The sequence below is a fragment of the Photorhabdus sp. RM71S genome (assembly GCF_042879355.1).
GTDB classification, from domain to species: Bacteria; Pseudomonadota; Gammaproteobacteria; order Enterobacterales; family Enterobacteriaceae; genus Photorhabdus; species Photorhabdus kayaii.
In genome coordinates, this window is sequence record NZ_JBHFKV010000016.1 from 19959 (window position 1) to 38978 (window position 19020).

The following is a 19020-nucleotide window of genomic DNA, read 5'->3' on the forward strand; positions in this document are numbered from 1 at the left end:
TTCGGTGCCTATATTCAGCAAGATTGTCCGGCTATTATAAAAACCGTTAACCGGACAAATTGATTTTTAACTATTTTTATTTAAGTACAGCCTTTCATCCCACAATATCACTGGCATTACAGCGCCTCCGCCTCACAATTCATTGCCAACGCCCTGCTTAAGGTCTTAGCCAAAATAATTTTATTTTCACTATCTTCCATCAGGCTAAAATGATCCCCCGGAACCGAGGTTAACTGTAGCGAAGAGTCGGGAACTATCTGTTCCCAACCTAACGACGGTTCCATCGTTAACATCTGTGACGCAATATCCGTGATAAACGGGATCTGAGGATAAGGCTCCATCGCATAGAACTGATGCAGTGTTATCGCAAGGACCTTCGGCTGATAATCCTTGACCATTTGGACATAATTTCCCATATGTACCCAACGTTTGGCAATCAAGTCAGGATGCAGATTTGATGGGTATAATCTCAGTTCCTGCGCAACTGCAATAAGTTGCACTAAATTCAGTTCGTCCATTTTCTGATGCAATACGGCAATCTCTTGAGGATGCTTATCCACTGACTGCCTTGTCAATTCCGCAAGGAACTGAATTTTAGGTTGATCGGCTCGTGTCTTGAAACAGTGAGGAACCGGTGTATCAATTAGCCCCAAGAAATCAACTGTCTCTCCAGCATGCAGCAATTGCTGGGCAATAGCATAAGCCAATATACCGCCGGAAGAGTAGCCGTATATTCGATACGGACCTTCCGGTCGCACGACCTTCATAAAGGTGATCATTCTGTCCGCCAACGCTTCAATGGTTGACGCCAGCTCCTCATTGATAGACGGCCAAGGTAGCGCATAAATCGGGTAATCCGCCTGAATATGCCGAGCCAGCCCGAAAACATAGGAATAGTCATCCATGCCGCACGGTGCGAAGAATAGCGGCGGCTCGGTGCCATCCGGCCGCACCGGGATGGCGCGGCTTTGCCACTGAGATCGTGAATCCGAGGTGATCTCCGCCACTAGCTCCGCTAGCACCGGAAATTGGAACAGATTATTCAACGAGCAAATTAATCCCCGTTCCGCGGCCAGATTGATCATCCGCATGGCGAGCAGCGAGTGTCCACCCAAGGTGAAGAAATTGTCATGCCGGCCAATCCGCTCAACCCCCAGTAATTCACGCCAGATAGCCGCCAGAGCGATCTCCGTTTCCCCTTGCGGCGCTTCATAGATCTGACGAGCAAAGGCGTATTGATCGGGCACCGGCAACGCCCGGTGATCCAGCTTACCATTCGGGGTCAACGGAAAGGCGTCCAGACGCACGAAGGCTGCCGGCACCATATAATCAGGCAACAAAGCTCTTAAATGACGATGTAATTGGTTTGCCAATCCGTTATCCGCTGGCGCCGCCACATAAGCCACCAGACGTTTATCCTGACCATCGCCCAGCGCCAATACAATCGCCTCATGCACATCAGGGTACTCCATCAGCCGTGCTTCGATTTCACCCGGTTCAATGCGGAAACCACGGATTTTAATCTGTTGATCATTACGACCAACGAACACCAGATTGCCATCCGGCAGATAACGAGCCAAATCCCCAGTTCGGTACATGCGAGCATCCGGTTCATCACTGAATGGATCGGTAAGAAAACGTTCAGCCGTCAAATCAGGGCGGTTGAGATAGCCACGCGCAACACCAGCGCCGCCAATGTACAATTCTCCCACGGCCCCAAACGGCACGGGCTGGCCGAGATTATCCGAGAGATAAATACGTGTATTCGCTGTCGGGCGCCCAATAGGAATGATGGAACCCATATCACCAAATGGACAACGCCAGGTCGTGGCACACACGGTGATTTCTGTCGGGCCATAAGCATTAAACAGCGTTGCCCGATCCCGCAATGCCTGAAATAACGCGACACTGGGCGCTTCTCCACCCAATATTAAGGTGGGTTTTATCGTTATCGCCGGCAAATCAGCGCCATCCCGTAGCAGAGCCGGAGCCAAACAGGCGTGGGTTACTCCCCGTTCTTCCAGATAACGCCAAAGGCGCAGTGGGTCCTGACGAACCGCATCAACTGGGATGTCCAAGGTAGCGCCACCACACAACGCTACCATGATTTCCCAAACACTGGCATCGAAACCAAATGAGACAAATTGCAACACCCGGCTATCTACGCAAATGTCAAATTGGGTGATTTTCTCCACAATCAAATTGACCAACCCACGATGCTCAACCATCACCCCTTTCGGCATGCCGGTAGAACCCGAGGTGTAAATCACATACGCCAAATGCCGTGAGGTCAACGTTGGTACTAACGGGTTGTTGTCCGGCTGATCAGGCTGAATGGCGGGATCAAGCACCGTTAACGCGGCAAGCGCCTGCTCGTCTAGCACAACCCGGCCAACTTTATCCGCCAACACCACTGACGGCGCTGCATCGTTAAGCATATAAGCCAGCCGCTCGCCCGGATAAGCGGGATCTAAAGGAATATAAGCGCCACCCGCTTTCAGTACCGCCAGCAACGCGACCACTCTTAACGGTGAACGCGTGACACAAATCGCCACCCGGTGATCAGGTTCCACGCCGAGCTCAATTAATTGATGAGCTAGTCGGTTAGCTCGCGTATTCAGTTCGGCATAACTGAGCGTCTGCTCTTCATAGGCCAGTGCCGTAGCCGCAGGATTTTTCGCTGCTTGCTGTTCAAACAGGTAATGAATACACTGCGGGTCGGAATAGGCCGTTTGCGGGCCATTGCCGATTTGCAGTAGCAGTTTCCTTTCTATTGCCGGTAAAACTTCCAACTGCCGCGTCGGGGTTTCCGGGGCGTGTTCCAGTGCTTCCGCCAGACTTTCCAGCGCCTGTTGCATATAACCGCACAACTGCTCGGCGCCAAACGGCTGGACGATTTGCGCGGTCAGCCCCAAGGCATCGCCAAAATCTTCCACTGACAACGCAAACGGATAGTTGGTCCGCTCCTGTGCACCAAGGAATTCGACGCCACTCATGATTTCATTCGACGTTGCCGAAGCTGCATTGTGCCGATAGTTCAGTAAGGTACTAAACAGCGGCGTTCCTCCCTGTACACTGCTACAACGTTGAGCCAATGCCAGTGAGGCATATTCATGTTTCAATAATCCTGCAAGCCGGTTATGTGCTACCTGTACGCTGTCTCGCACAGGGGTATCATCCATATCCAACCGTAGCGGCAAAGTATTGATAAACAGCCCCATTCCATTTTCAGCGCCTTCCCCCGCCGACATGCGCCCAAACAAGACGGTGCCAAAGACCACTCGCTTCTGTCCGCTGGTACGCGACAATACCTGCGCCCAAGCCAGATGACACAGCGCCGCCAGACTGACACCCAATCGCCGCGCCTGACCACGTAAACGGTCATTTAGCTCAGGCGTCAACATTCGGTGCGATTCGGTCATCCGCGAACCATCATGGCGAACCTCCGCCAATCCAAACGGTAATGTTGGTTCATCGATCTCAGCCAACATCTCAGTAAAGAAACGCGTATGTTCTGCCTGACTCATCCCTAACCGGGACTGCGCCACCAGATTGCGGAATGGCGCCGGAGCGGGCAAACGGCTTTCCTGCCCGTCAAGGTATGCCTGAACTTCGTGACTCATCACATCCAGTGCGGTATGGTCGCCAATCAAATGATGCATTAGTTGCAACACAATCCAGCGGCCATCACCCTCCTGTGCTACCACAAAGCGCAATAGCGGCGCCTGCCCCAAATCGAGGCGATATTGACGTGGGTTAAAACGTTGCGCTAATTGGTCGCTGATCGGCCCATCAGCCGGATCTAATGTCAATTCCGTCACCGACAACCGCACCTGACGGCAGACAACCTGTGCCGGCACGGATAATCCTTGCCAGATAAAGGCAGTCCGCAGAATGTCATGACGATTAATCACCTGCTGAACCGCCGCCAGATAACGATCTAACAGCTTCCGATCAGCAAAGGCCATTTGACCAGCCAACAGATAAGGATCGCCTTCGTCTGCCAGTAAATGGTGGAACAAGATCCCATCCTGTAACGGCGACAGGGCATAGATATCCTGGATATTGGTTACCCCTCCTGGCACCTGCTCGACGATGCAGTCAATATCCGCCTGAATCAAATCAATCAGCGGTAACATCATCGGCGTCAGCACCGTGGTTGTCGGGGTGATGACGTTAGGTGGCACTATCACAGCGAAATGTCGTCCCAGCGTTTGGGCCAAATCTGATAGCACTGGCGATTGGAACAGATCACTCGCCATCAATGTCAATCCCAAGTGACGCAAGCGTTCAATCATCCGTATCGCGAGCAACGAATGACCGCCTAGGGCAAAAAAACTGTCATGCCGACTAACCTGCTCAATCTCCAGTAATTCACACCAAATCGCCGCCAGTGCTATTTCTGTTTCTTCCTGAGGCGCGACATAAACTTGGTGGACAAAAGCTTCATTGTCCGGCGTCGGCAATGCTCGGCGATCCAATTTACCATTCGGGGTCAATGGAAATGCATCCAAACGCACAAAGGCCGCTGGCACCATATAATCAGGCAAAACAGCTCTCAAATGGGCATGCAGGCTATCCACCAACCCACCATTCTCTTCCGCTACCACATAGGCAACCAGCCGTTTATCCTGCTCCCCTAGAGCCAACACCGCCACCTCATGCACCGTTGGGTATTCTGCCAACCGAGCTTCAATTTCACCCAGTTCAATTCGGAAACCGCGGATTTTAACCTGCTGATCATTGCGACCTAGGTATTCCAGATTGCCGTCCGGCAGATAACGCGCCAAATCCCCGGTACGGTACAGGCGGGCATCTGGGTTATTACTGAACGGATCGATAAGGAAACGTTCAGCGGTCAATTCAGGCCGATTAAGATAACCACAGGCTACCCCATCTCCCCCCACATAAATCTCTCCGGTCACTCCCAACGGCACCGGCTGACCGTACCCATCCAACAGATAAACTCGCGAGTTGGCTACTGGTCGGCCAATCGGGATACTGGTCATTCCCGGTACTACTGCATTGATATGGTATGTTGTCGTAAAGGTGGTACCTTCACTTGGCCCATAGCCATTTAATAACTGCCGTGGTGGGCTTGTGCGCAGAACCTTGTCGATGACATGAGGATCAAGGGCATCTCCGCCAACAATCAGGAGCTTTATCTGCGGCAAAACCGGAGACAGCTCCGCCGCTAGTTGGTTAAACAATCCGACACTCAACCACAGAATAGTTATTCGTTGAATCTGTAGAACTTGTACAAACTCTAGCGGCGTCAGCAAAGTAGCGTGATCGACAACCACTAACGCGCCACCATTGAGTAACGGTGCCCAAACTTCAAATGTGCTGGCATCAAAAGCCGGATTAGCAGCAAAGGCCACCCGATCATCCGACCCAATTTCAGTATATCCATTATTGATAACTAGCCGGACTACCGCACGATGCGGCACCAAGACTCCTTTAGGTATCCCGGTAGAACCAGAAGTGTACATGATATACGCTAACTCAGCGCTGGAACACGGTAAATCAAGGTTGGAGCCCCCCTCCTCTCCATCAGTGCCTAATTCACCCGAGAGACGAAGCAGCGGAACAGCCAGATTATCCGGAATATCAGTCTGTATATTGGTCAACAGCAATCTGGCGGAACAATCACTTATCAGCCAGTTTTTCCGCTCATCCGGCACACTAGGATCAATCGGCACATAAACAGCACCGGCTTTAAGAATCGCCAATTGGGCCACTACTAGTTCTATCGAGCGCGCTAACAGAAGCACAACATGATCACCGGGGTAAACCCCTTGTTCGATTAGCTGACGAGCTAGCTGGTTGGCGCGGATATTCAGCTCTTTATAGCTCAGGCTTTTATCTCCCTCTATCAGTGCCGTCAACTCCGGAGTTTTCTCCACCTGTTGCTCAAACAACTGATGAATACATACCTGAGTAGGATATGGTTCTTCGGTCTTATTCCAATTCTCCAGCAATAACTCCCGTTCAGCGGATGACAAAATATCGATAGCCGTAACAGGTTGTTGAGGCTGCTCCACCATTGCCCGCAATATAGCCTGCAAATAACCCGCCTGTCTTTCGATGGTTTCATGGTCGAACAAGGCAGAAGAATAACGGAATTCCCCAACAATCTTGCCCGCCTTCTCCGTTAATTCCAGTTGCAGATCGAATTTCGCTATATCGTATCCCTGATCGAAGGACGTTACCGCCAATCCTGGTAATTTCCACTCCGTTGTTTCACTCTCCTGCCAAGCAAACATTACCTGGAATAGTGGAGTATGTTCCGGTCTGCGCGGCGGTTGAACAATTTCCACCACCTGCTCAAAAGGTAGGTCCTGATGTTCCTGCGCTTCCAGCGTCGTCTGCCGTACGCGTCGCAACAATGTGTTCACATCCGGCAGGCCGGATAAATCGATACGCAACGCCAGTGTGTTGACAAAGAAACCCATCAGCGGCTCAATTTCCCGCCGGTTGCGGTTGGCGCTCGGTATACCAATTACCACATCATCCTGCCTAGATAAGCGTGATAGCAACGCAGCCCAAGCCGTCATCAAAGTCATAAACAGGGTGGCGCCGTGCTGTTGTCCCAGATGTTTTAGAGCTTGTACCAGATCGGCATCAATGTGCACGGCTACCCGACCGCCGAGAAATGATTGCAGGGGAGGGCGTGGCCGATCTGTCGGCAACTCAAGTAACACCGGCGCATCCGCCAACGTACGACGCCAGTAATCACTCTGTGCCTGTATTTCTTCGCCGGAAAACACCTGCTGCTGCCATGCCGCATAATCAGGATATTGAATGGTCAAAGGCGGCAATGGATCAGGTTGTTGATTCAGACAAGCGGTATAAAGAATCTCCAGTTCCGATTTAAGTACCCTTAAAGACCACCCGTCAGAGACAATATGATGTTGGGTCAACAGGAAGAGATAATCTTCTTCAGCCAGTTGGATCACGGCGCAACGGATTAAGGGACCACGGGCAAGATCAAACGGCGTTTCGGCTTCCTGTGCACACAGAAGCTTAAGTTGCTCATCCACCTCTGGAGCTTTACGCAAATCATATTTTTTCACCGGTAGACCAAATTCCGCCGGCAATAGTTCAACTTGAAGCTGACCACCCACGGTAATAAAGACAGAACGTAACGCCTCATGACGGGTAAACAAATGATTCAGTGCCTGCTGCCAAGCAGAGAAGTTAAGCCGACCACGTAAACGCAGGGCTGTCGGAATATGATAGGTTTCACTGACACCGTCAAATTGCGCCAGAAACCACAGACGCTGTTGACCAAACGATAAGGGCAAGACACTATCTCGAGATATTGGCTTAATCTCAGACAATGTATCACTGCCCGCATTATGTTGTGCGCAGATCTTTCCGGCAAACGCAGACAGTGACGGAGATGTAAACAAAGCGGCCAACGGCAATTCGACACCGAAAGCGGCTATCCGATTCATCATCCGTACCGCTAACAATGAATGTCCGCCCAACGCAAAGAAGTTGTCATGTCGACTTACCTGCTTAATACCCAGTAGCTCGCGCCAGATAGCCGCCACTGCAATTTCCATTTCTCCCTGTGGCGCAACATAAATTTGGCGGGCAAAGGCATCTTCCCCCGGCACCGGTAATGCCCGATGATCCAATTTACCGTTTGGCGTTAGCGGGAATTCATCCAGACGCACAAAAGCCGCGGGCACCATATAATCAGGCAACCGCGCACTTAAGTGTTCACGCAAGTGAGTAGGCAATTCGTTATCCGGCTCTGCCAGCACATAAGCGACTAACTGCTTGTCTTGCCCTTCGCCTAACGCCAATACTACCGCTTCGCGTACTGTCAGATACTTCACCAAACAGGCTTCAATTTCCCCCGGTTCAATCCGAAAACCCCGGATTTTAACTTGTTGATCGTTGCGGCCAAGGAATTCCAGGTTGCCATCCGGCAGGTAGCGGGCCAAATCCCCGGTTCGGTACATCCGCGCACCCGGCGCATCACTAAATGGATCAATTAGAAAGCGTTCAGCGGTCAATTCAGGGCGATTGAGATAACCGCAGGCCACCCCGTCGCCTCCAACATAAATCTCGCCCACCCTTCCCAATGACACTGGCTGACCCTGCTCATCCAGCAAGTAAACCCGCGTGTTAGCAATTGGTCGACCAATGGGAATACTGGTTGTTCCCGTGGGCAAGGCTTCAATCCGGTATGTGGTGGTAAAGGTGGTGCCCTCGGTCGGACCATAGGCATTCAATAATCGTTGAGGAGGATTCTTACGTAAAACTTGGGCAATCACATAGGGATCAAGCACATCACCGCCGACAATAAGATTTTTCATCTGCGGCAAAACTGGAGACAACCCCGCCGCCAGCCGGTTAAACAGGCCGACGCTTAACCATAAGATATTAATTTGATAACGGTCTAATGCCTGTACAAATTCCGGTGGCGTCAACAAAGTCGTGTGGTCGATAACCACCAGTGCCGCACCATTGAGCAAAGGGGCCCAAACTTCAAAGGTGCTGGCATCGAAAGCCGGGTTAGCCGCGAAAGCAACCCGATCATTGGGTTCAATTTCAACGTAGCCATTATTAATAACGAGTCGGACCACAGCACGGTGAGGCACGATCACCCCTTTAGAGGCACCCGTCGAGCCAGAGGTGTACATAATATACGCTGGCGCGGTACTGGAACAAAGTAAGCCAAGATTAAAGCTCTCCTCCTCCTTACTCACATCTGTCTCATCAGAGAGACGAATTAGCGGGACAGCCAGATTATCTGGGATATTCGCCTGTGCGCCGGTGAGCAACAATTTGGCTAAACAATCGTTTATCAACCCATTTCTTCTCTCGTCCGGCACGCTGGTATCGATAGGGACATAAACTGCACTCGCCTTAAGAATAGCCAATTGAGCCACCACCAATTCGATAGATCGCTCTAACAGGATTGCCACATGATCATTCGGGCCAATTCCCTGTTTAATCAGTTGATGAGCCAGTCGGTTAGCACGAGCATTCAATTCCGCATAATTGAGGCTCTTATCTCCCGATATGAGTGCCGTCACTGTCGGGGTTTTCTCCGCCTGTTGTTCAATCAATTGATGGATACAGAGTTGTTCTGGATAGGGGGTTTCAGTCGCATTCCAAGTTTCCAATAATAATGTGCGTTCCGATGCGGGCAAAACGTTTAAAGCCCGTACCGGTGTTTCCGGCGCCAGTTCAAGGGCATCCGCCAAGCTTTCCAGCGCCTGTTGCATATAACCGCATACTCGTTCTGAATCAAATGGTTGTACTACCTGAGCTGTCAGCCCCAGTGTGGCGCCGCCATCCTCCACCGACAGCACAAACGGGTAGTTGGTCCGCTCCTGTTCGCCGAGAAATTCAATACCTGGCACCATCTCATGCGGGACCATCGGTTGCTCATTATGCCGGTAGTTCAGTAGAGCACTAAAAAGCGGCGTTCCTCCCTGTACCCCACTGCAACGCTGAGCTAGCGCCAGTGAAGCATGTTCATAATCCAGCAGTCCAGCCAATCGGGCATGTGCCACCCTGACGCTATCCTGTACCGGGGTATCATCGATATCCAGCCGTAGTGGTAAGGCATTAATAAATAGCCCCATGCCGCTGTCAGCCCCTTCCCCCGCCGCCATACGTCCAAACAGCACAGTGCCGAACACCACTTTCTCTTGTCCGCTGGTCCGCGACAACACCTGTGCCCAAGCCAGATGACACAAAGTTGCCAGACTGACACCCAGACGTCTCGCTTGCGTACGCAGTCGGTCATTCAGCGTAGGAGACAGCATCCGGTGCGCCTGTATGACCTGAGAACCATCACGATGCACCTCAGTCAACCCAAACGGTAACGTCGGTTCATCCACCTTCGCCAACATGTCGGTAAAGAATCGGTGATGTTCTGTCTGGTCAACTTCCTGCCGGGCCTGAGCTACTAGATTGCGGAAAGGGACCGGTGCCGGTAAGTTATCGCCCTGTCCGTCAAGATAGGCCCGAACTTCACGGTTCATGACTTCCAGCGTGGTATGGTCGCCAATCAGGTGATGCTGTAATTGCAATACATACCAGCGGCCATCTGCTTCCTGTGCTATCACAAAGCGTAACAACGGTGCCTGACTTAGATCGAGACGGTATTGCCGTGGATCAAAACGTTGCGCCAATTGGTCACTGACCGGCCCGTCAGCCGGGTTCAGCGTCAGTTCAGTTACTGACAATGGGGCCTGACGCCAAACCACCTGCGCCGGAACGGATAACCCTTGCCAGATAAAAGCGGTACGCAAAATATCATGACGGTCAACCACCTGTTGTACCGCAAATAAATAGCGGTCTAGCAAACCACGGTCAGCAAAGATCATTGGATAGGCCAGCAAGTAAGGATCACCTTCTTTCGCCAGTAGATGGTGAAACAAGATACCGTCCTGCAACGGTGACAGCGCATAAATATCCTGAATATTGACCACTCCACCCGGTACCTGCTCGACGATGTAATCAATATCAGACTGAGTCAAATTAATTAACGGCAACATCGCTGGCGTCAATTCAATGGTCGCCGGGGTAATGACATTTAGCGGCACTGTCACAATCTGATGCTGCCCCAATGTTTGGGCCAACTCCGCCAGTATTGGCAATTGAAACAGGTCGCGGGCAGCCAATGTCAACCCTAAATGGCGTAGCTGTTCAATCATGCGCACGCCAAGCAGTGAATGGCCGCCCAAGGCAAAGAAGCTGTCATACCGACTTATCTGCTCAATACCCAGTAACTCACGCCAGATAGTAGCCAATGCAATTTCCCGCTCCCCTTGCGGTGCGGCGTAAACCTGACGAGCAAAGGCGTCTTCCCCCGGTGCCGGTAACGCCCGACGATCCAGTTTGCCATTAGGAGTTAACGGGAATTCATCCAACCGCACAAAGGCCACCGGCACCATATAATCAGGCAACCGCGCACTTAGGTGTTCACGCAAGTGGGTAGGCAATTCGTTATCCGACTCTGCCAACACATAAGCAACTAACTGCTTGTCCTGCCCCTCACCTAACGCCAATACCACCGCTTCACGTACTGCAGAATACTCCACCAATCGGGCTTCAATTTCTCCCGGTTCAATTCGGAACCCGCGGATTTTCACCTGCTGATCGTTGCGGCCCAAAAATTCCAGATTGCCATCCGGCAGGTAGCGAGCTAAATCGCCGGTCCGGTACATCCGCGCATCCGGTGCATCACTAAATGGATCAACCAAAAAGCGTTCAGCGGTCAATTCAGGGCGATTCAGATAACCACAGGCCACCCCGTCGCCGCCAACATAAATCTCGCCCGTTTTCCCCAATGGCACGGGCTGGCCCTGCTCATCAAGTAAGTAAACCCGCGTATTGGCAATGGGTCGACCAATAGGAATGTTGGTTGTTCCTGGGGATAACGTTTCAATCCGGTATGTGGTGGTAAAGGTGGTGCCCTCGGTCGGCCCATAGGCATTCAATAACTGCTGAGGCGGGTTCTTGCGTAAAACCTGGGAAATCACATGGGAGTCAAGAATATCGCCGCCGATAATCAGGTTTTTCAACTGAGGCAAAACTGGGGACAACTCCGCCGCCAGCCGGTTAAACAGGCCGACGCTTAACCATAAAATATTAATTTGATAACGGTCTAATGCCTGTACAAATTCCGGCGGCGTCAACAAAGTGGTGTGGTCGATAACCACCAATGCCCCGCCATTGAGTAAAGGTGCCCACACTTCAAAAGTACTGGCATCGAAAGCCGGGTTAGCCGCGAAAGCAACCCGATCATTGGGTTCAATTTCAACATAGCCATTATTAATAACGAGTCGGACCACAGCGCGGTGAGGCACGATCACCCCTTTTGGGGTGCCAGTCGAGCCGGAGGTGTACATGATATATGCTGGCGCAGTACCAGAATAAAGTAAGTCAGGATTAAAGCCCTCTTCCGCTTTGCTCACCTCTGTCTCATCAGAGAGACGAATTAGCGGAACATCCAGATCTGCCGGGATATCCGTTTGTGCGCTGGTGAGCAACAATTTGGCTAAGCAATCGTTTAGCAGCCAATTTTTTCTTTCGTCCGGTACACCGGGATCGATAGGGACATAAACCGCCCCCGCTTTGAGAATAGCCAATTGAGCCACAACTAATTCGATGGATCGCTCTAACAGGATTGCCACATGGTCATTCGGGCAAACCCCTTGTTTAATCAGTTGATGAGTCAGTCGGTTAGCGCGAGTATTCAACTCCGTATAACTTAGGGTCTTATCATTTGCGATTAGCGCCGTCGCTGTCGGGGTTTTCTCCACTTGTCGTTCAAACAACTGATGGATACCTAACTGGTCAGGATAGACGGTTTCAGTGGTATTCCAAGTTTCCAACAGCAGTGTACGTTCAGCCTCTGACAACAAATTAAGTTTCTGAACAGAGATGTCATCACCAACCTTGTCTGACGGTACTTGCACTAATCCAGCGTCAAAGATAATTTCCTTTTTAGCTATGCTATCTTTCATCTACTTACTACCTCAACGAATCTGTTAGTTATTTGAAAACTGTCATTCTCAACAGTCATCACAAATGTTTTGCCCTTATTTCTTCCCTCCAAGAAATAAAAACGGGCACACACCAGGCATCAATTAAAATCCTCAGACAGCACATTCTCTTGGACGCCGGAGGTAATATCCCGGTTAATAGCCGCATAATTATCAATTCTTCGACAATTATTTTCCTGATAACGGAATAAACGATTCACCAAGTGAACCGGCAAAAGATATTCCATTTTTGTTCCTGTCTTTTTAATAATCGCCTTTGATTTTGTGCAATTTTTTATTGGCCTACACTGAATTTCACAACTAAATAAAAATGGATTTATTGAATATATTTACTGGCATAAATGCTAAATCCCTGCTGTATTTTGTCTATTTTGAATTAATATCATATGTAAATTATTTCACAAATAATTAAGTAATTAGCAAAACAAACTAAACCTCCTGTTCCCCAATTAACACCGAATTTACTTTGATAACTCTTTGAAAAATGGACCTATCCATTCCAATAGGAAACAGATTTCACCATAAAAAACATTATTTATCAATTGGTTAAACTGATTAATGTATATTTATACACATAAAAATTATCAACTGGTCTGATTACATATTATTTTATAATAATCAAATTATACAACTAATGTAAACGTTAATTACATTTAACACCGATATGAAACAATTTCAAACTAAAACTAACTTCCACATATATTGTTTTGTCATAATGAAATAATACGAACAACGTATGCATTAATCACATTTAATATCATTAGTAAATAATTTTAAATTAAAAATAGATTATTTTAAAATAAAAAAATAACACAATTAATTACTTATTCAAATGTATTTTACTTATCATATAATAAAAAAATGTTCGATTAGGAATTCCAATGAATAGTTAAATAAGTTCATCCCGATATGGTTTCCCCTAAAATCATTTTGTCCGCAAATTTAATATCACCATTAATATCAAATTTATTTCTAAAAATATTGCCAACACATCCAGATCCCGGGTATTGATAATGTTTATTACAATATCTATCGCCAATTTGAGAGGGAACCGATTGGTTAAAAGAATTTGACGTCAATCAGGGGAAAGGAAAATGCATATTGGCAGGCACAACATAAACAGCATAGCAAAATTACACGCCCAGACGTTCAAAGTGACTAAACGAATAACCGCATCCAGTCAGATGCGGTTGTGTTGTTGCGTTATGAAAGTGTTATGAAAGGATGAAATCAGACTCTGTCAGCGGCTCTCCAACGATCTTCACCCCAAAACCATCTTGAGATAATTCTCCCCCCATATTAATAACGAAATCATTTACCTTGTTAACGCTATCATAGCTGATCACTGCTTCCCCAATAGCGCCAGTGAATTCCTCGACAAACTTAATAGTGCCTTTTCCTGCTTCACCCAGATCGAACAATGACACATCAATCTTGTCCTCACCGGAAACAAAGTCATGGATCCAATCACGCTCAAGAAAAGGTGATTCCTTGGCGTTCAAGTAGACAAATGTATCTTTGCCTTCCCCACCCCAAAGATGATCTGCTCCCAGCCCACCGTAGATAATGTCATCACCGGTACCACCCTTCAAAGTATTATTGGCATCATTCCCTATCAGAATGTCATTACCACTGCCACCAATCGCATTTTCAATCGTGACACCACGGGCGATTGAGACGTTGCCTTTCAAACCACCAACATCCGAGAAAGAGGCTTCATTCAAGTTAATGCGTTGATCTTGAGTAAAACCAGAGAAATCAAAGGTATCATTGCCACCCGCATCCCAAGCAGTAAACACGAGTTTGCTCTTTGCATCTTTTGCAGTAAAGAAATCGCGATCTGTGTTGGAATTAAAACCATATACCGTATCATCGGTACGAGTAGTATTATTTACGCCATACACCGACTGAATGGCAGAAATATCGTTAAGTAATGGCGCGGCAGAATAAATACCTTTAAAATCTTGCCCTGTATTTTTTTCACTGAAATAACCCATGACGGTATAAGCACTACTATCTTCAAAATAGGTAGCGCTTTTCTTGTAAGTCGGCATTACCTTATCAGATGCATCATAATCAGCCGGATGATCCAACCCCAGTGTATGGCCGATCTCATGAGTAAATGTATGGCGGCCATAACCATTCACTCCAATATCATTTTTTAAGAAAGTACGGCTTTCCGCGTTATACCAAGTTCCTACTTGTTTCAAACCTGGATTCGGCATCTCAGCAAACGCATAATCATCTGTTAAACTAAAATCAAAGAAACCAAAAGTGATATTCGCTTCCTTGATATCATAGGTTTCGGTGAATTTAATATTCGCGACATCAGCCCAAGATTGAATTGACAGCTTTGCAGCAGCTTTTTGTTCTTCATTAAATGCTGAAAATCCAGAAATAATCCACGGCATATCATCTGGTTCACTCTCCAGGAAGTTATACGTTAATTGGAAAGTTTCAGATTTGTCATCACTCTGATGCCCCCAACGGTAATCACTGCGGATTAATTCTTTCGCCGCATCTTTACTGGGCTCATGCCGAACGACAATATTAGGATCTTTACCTGGAATATAAGCCTGTAGCCAGGTCAATACCTCGTTTACCTTTGCTGAACCACTAACTTCTTCCAAATATGAAACTTTCCTCTTTACAGACATATATTTCTCCATAAGTTCAAAGCTTAGATATATACCCGTTATCCTTCAAGTTGCCTCTTTGTTGGCTGCACTCGCTCACCCCGGTCATATAGTTACCTATGCTCCCGGGGATTCACTCCCTTGCCGTCGTGATTCATCTTGAAATCCATAGGGTATAAAACCTTTCTATTTAATTAAACACCTGTCAATAAAACCTATAAACAATGGGCTATCCCGGCCACGCAATTAAAAACTCCTGCCCATAAAAGTAACACTAAAGTTAATTACGTAAAAAAAAATTAACATATTTTTTTAATATAAACGTGATAAAAATAGCATAAAACAAATAAACAATTGTTTTATATAACATAGCTATTTAAGACAAAAAATATTGCTAATTTCTCATCAGTATTTTATTTCAATACTATTACCTATTTAACTATCCATATAGTGAAATTAAAAATTTTTATAAAATCATTATGAATAATTTTATAAAGTAACTATTCAAATAGAACACAAAAACAAATAAATTTAAAATGAAAAATTTATTCCATAGTGACTGAATGCGCTTGAAAATAGAGAAAAAATAAAAATAAAAATAAAAATAAAAATAAAAATAAAAATCAACAAGTTAATATTAATAACAAATAACAAGCCAGTGAAATAAATAAAAAAATATATATTACCAGATAATGAATACTTTATCCGTTCTATAAATTTATTTCTGTGATAATTAAATTAAATTTATTTAAAAAATAGAAATATTAATTATGAATGATTTCATTGACTTAAAAAACAAGAGTTAATATATAATGGAGACACTGAATTATTTATAGGTTATTAGGATTTTAGTTTATTCGCCTCACAATTATCTTTGTCATTTAACTTATTATTCTTTATCTTTATAAAAAATATCTTTATTTTATATTGCCATTTTTGTTTTCATTTTATTATCTGCAATCACCGATTTAACATTGGCTCACTATATATATGAAATAAAACTGGATTACAATTATCATTTTCTTATTTTTAATTTATTGTATCTATTTGAGTTAAAAGAATATTTATAAAGTAATAATTAAAATTAAATTATTTTTCAAACAACCATCAATAAAAATAATTAAAATTTTTGTACCTAATATTTATTCACAAAAAAATACGGCAGTCAAAACTACCACGATATGGTGAATTATTACAAAAAAATTGAGAAATTAAACCATGCATTTATTAAAGTCCAAGCCCTATATTTTACCAGGCTCAGACTCTTTAATTTTTACTTGATTCAGTAATGGTTGTGGTAATAAATAGGAGACTTCAATTCTACCGACAACTATATTATCACCCGATAAACAGTCACTTATTCATAACCGGAATGCTTCCACGTAACCAACTGCCTAATTTACGCTGGTAAAATGGCTGCGTATGCTGAATCAAATAATGGCTGATGCCACTCTCTTTTTCATCAACCAAACAGAAGTCAATCGGCTCTTCTTCCGATGTGTATTCACAAGCAATAGTGCCCGCTTCATGGATCAGTTGTTCAATTTCGTCTGCGGTGCCATTTATTTCCAGTCCAATTAATAAATTGGGGTTTTCATCCACATTTTTATCATGAACTTGTATGATAAAAGCACGGCGAACAGGTTTACGTTGGCTAAATAAACTGACCAAAGCTTCAATGAGCTGCGAAGGATATTCTTCCGGTTGGCTAAGCGTTATTTTACTACCACTTGGAACATCAATCTCAACCGAAATTAATTCACTTAATGAACCCATACAAATCTCCAATCAGTTTTTTAGATAAAATAAATTTATTTCGCCTTCGCCAACAGCAAATTAGCAATCGAACGAACCCCATAACCTGTTGCACCAGCGGACCAATGTTCTACCGCAGATTTACGATAAGTTGCCGAGCAATCAATGTGAATCCAACCTTTTTGGTATTCTTCCACAAAATGAGACAGGAAAGCCGCCGCAGTACTGGCACCCGCAGCATGTGATGGTGCAGCAACGTTGTTCAAATCAGCAAAATTCGATGGCAGTTGGCTACGATGGAATTCAGCCAATGGTAAACGCCAGAATAGTTCATTCTCAGATGCAGCCGCCGCCAACAGATCAGCCGCCAGTTTGTCATCAAAGCTGAGTACAGAGTGGTAGTCATTACCCACAGCCGTTTTCGCCGCACCGGTCAAGGTTGCCGCATCAATGATTAACTTCGCTTTTTCTCTGCTGGCATCAATTAAACCATCAGCCAACACCAGACGACCTTCCGCATCCGTATTCATCACTTCAACAGATTTGCCATTGCGGTAACGAATAATATCACCCAGTTTAAAGGCGTTACCACTGACCATGTTATCCGCTATGCAGAGGAACAGTTTAACCCGTTGTTTCAAGCCACGACTGATTGCCAGCGCCAATGCACCTGTCAGAGTTGCTGCTCCCCCCATATCCGATTTCATGGAATCCATAAAGGAAGATTGTTTCAGGCTGTAGCCGCCAGTATCAAATGTGACGCCTTTACCTACCAGGCAGGCAAATACCGGCGCTTGTGGGTTGTCAGTTGGGTTGTAATCCAACGCCAATAAGATCGGATCACGAGAAGAACCACGGCCAACGGTGTGAATACCCATATAGCCCTGTTCACGTAAATCTTCGCCTTTAATAATGCGATAACTTACTGACTCACCAGCCATACCACACATCAGATCAATCGCACGCTTCGCCAATTGTTCCGGCCCAAGCTCTTCCGCTGACATATTGATGGTGTCACGCACCCAATCAATAATTTTAATTCTGCTTTCCAGCTCCTGTTTTTCAGCCGCGGGCAATTGAGGCCATTCGATAGAGCGATTACCTTTTGGCGCACGGAACCCTTGCCAGAAAGCCCAACTTTTCTCCAAGTCCCAACCTTCGCCAACCAGAGCCACATGACGAATTCCCTGCCCGTCAATTTTACGCCCGGCACGTTGAACCACCCCTAATTTACCTTTACCAACCAGGTGAATCATCACCCCTTGCTCACTGGAACTAATCAGCGCTTTTTCACCCCAGCAAGCTGCTGCTGGTTCATAAGACAGTGTTATTGGCATGATTTGTTTGGTCATTCTTTTCTCACCTCTTATTATTACCGCTTAATGGCAGTAAGGAGCTTACTCAAGCTTCTACCTACATAATTCTTCGCCTGCCCGATATTCATCCTACAAAAAAACCGGCCAAAGCCAGTTTTTCAGAAGTTCAGCCTAACTTAAAACGATGACAGATAAATAACAAATTAATGCTATTTGTTATTCAAACTCATCCAACCAAACGAGAAGGATCGCTTCTAAAATCTTTTCATTGGATTTCTCAGGCACATCATCAAAATCGTCCAGCTCGCAAATCCACTGATGCATATCAGTAAAGCGAACCGTTTTTGGATCCACCTCTGGAAATTTGTCATATAGCGCTTCACCGATCTCACGGCTATTGGACCATTTCAGGCTCATTTATTTTTCTCCTGCCAATCAGTGCTCACGGGCATGGTTAATGGTGTATTTTGGAATTTCTACCACCAAATCTTCGTCAGAAACTTTAGCCTGACAACTCAGACGACTTTCCGGCTCTAGCCCCCAAGCTTTATCCAGCATGTCATCTTCCAGTTCAGAGCTCTCTTCCAGTGAATCGAAACCTTCACGAACGATACAATGGCAAGTTGTGCAAGCACAGGATTTTTCACAAGCATGCTCAATTTCAATCCCATTGCGCAATGCAACATTCAGAATGGATTCCCCCTCTTTGGCTTCCAGAACTGCGCCATCAGGGCAAAGATCGTTATGAGGTAAAAATACAATTTTCGGCAT

At 46.4% G+C, this 19020-nt stretch carries 6 protein-coding genes and 1 pseudogene; all 7 read right to left on the reverse strand.

The genetic code is table 11. The annotated features are described in order from the left end of the window. Positions 1–116: 116 nt before the first annotated feature. The 7 genes and pseudogenes from ACGF5R_RS10720 to fdx all read right to left on the reverse strand — a co-directional run bounded on the left by ACGF5R_RS10720 (position 117) and on the right by fdx (position 19020). On the reverse strand, positions 117–12503 hold the full coding sequence (locus tag ACGF5R_RS10720) for an amino acid adenylation domain-containing protein (protein ID WP_387690819.1): 12387 nt from the start codon (positions 12501–12503) through the stop codon (positions 117–119). A gap of 119 nt (positions 12504–12622) precedes the next feature. Beyond that, positions 12623–12769: a hypothetical protein gene (locus ACGF5R_RS10725; protein ID WP_158537749.1), complete on the reverse strand. Its 147-nt coding sequence runs from the start codon at positions 12767–12769 to the stop codon at positions 12623–12625. A 987-nt stretch (positions 12770–13756) separates the two neighbouring features. Then, entirely contained in the window at positions 13757–15199 is a 1443-nt protein-coding gene (gene prtA, locus ACGF5R_RS10730) for a serralysin (RefSeq protein ID WP_387690821.1), read from the reverse strand. A gap of 1332 nt (positions 15200–16531) precedes the next feature. Further along, positions 16532–16924 (reverse strand): annotated as a pseudogene (locus ACGF5R_RS10735) (enhanced serine sensitivity protein SseB C-terminal domain-containing protein); the annotation flags it as partial. Between the two features lie 65 nt (positions 16925–16989). After that, complete coding sequence (gene pepB, locus ACGF5R_RS10740) at positions 16990–18285, reverse strand: aminopeptidase PepB (protein WP_387690823.1); 1296 nt, start codon at positions 18283–18285, stop codon at positions 16990–16992. A gap of 180 nt (positions 18286–18465) precedes the next feature. After that, positions 18466–18666: a Fe-S cluster assembly protein IscX gene (iscX, locus tag ACGF5R_RS10745; protein WP_112876329.1), complete on the reverse strand. Its 201-nt coding sequence runs from the start codon at positions 18664–18666 to the stop codon at positions 18466–18468. Between the two features lie 18 nt (positions 18667–18684). Next, positions 18685–19020: an ISC system 2Fe-2S type ferredoxin gene (gene fdx / locus ACGF5R_RS10750; RefSeq protein ID WP_011147473.1), complete on the reverse strand. Its 336-nt coding sequence runs from the start codon at positions 19018–19020 to the stop codon at positions 18685–18687.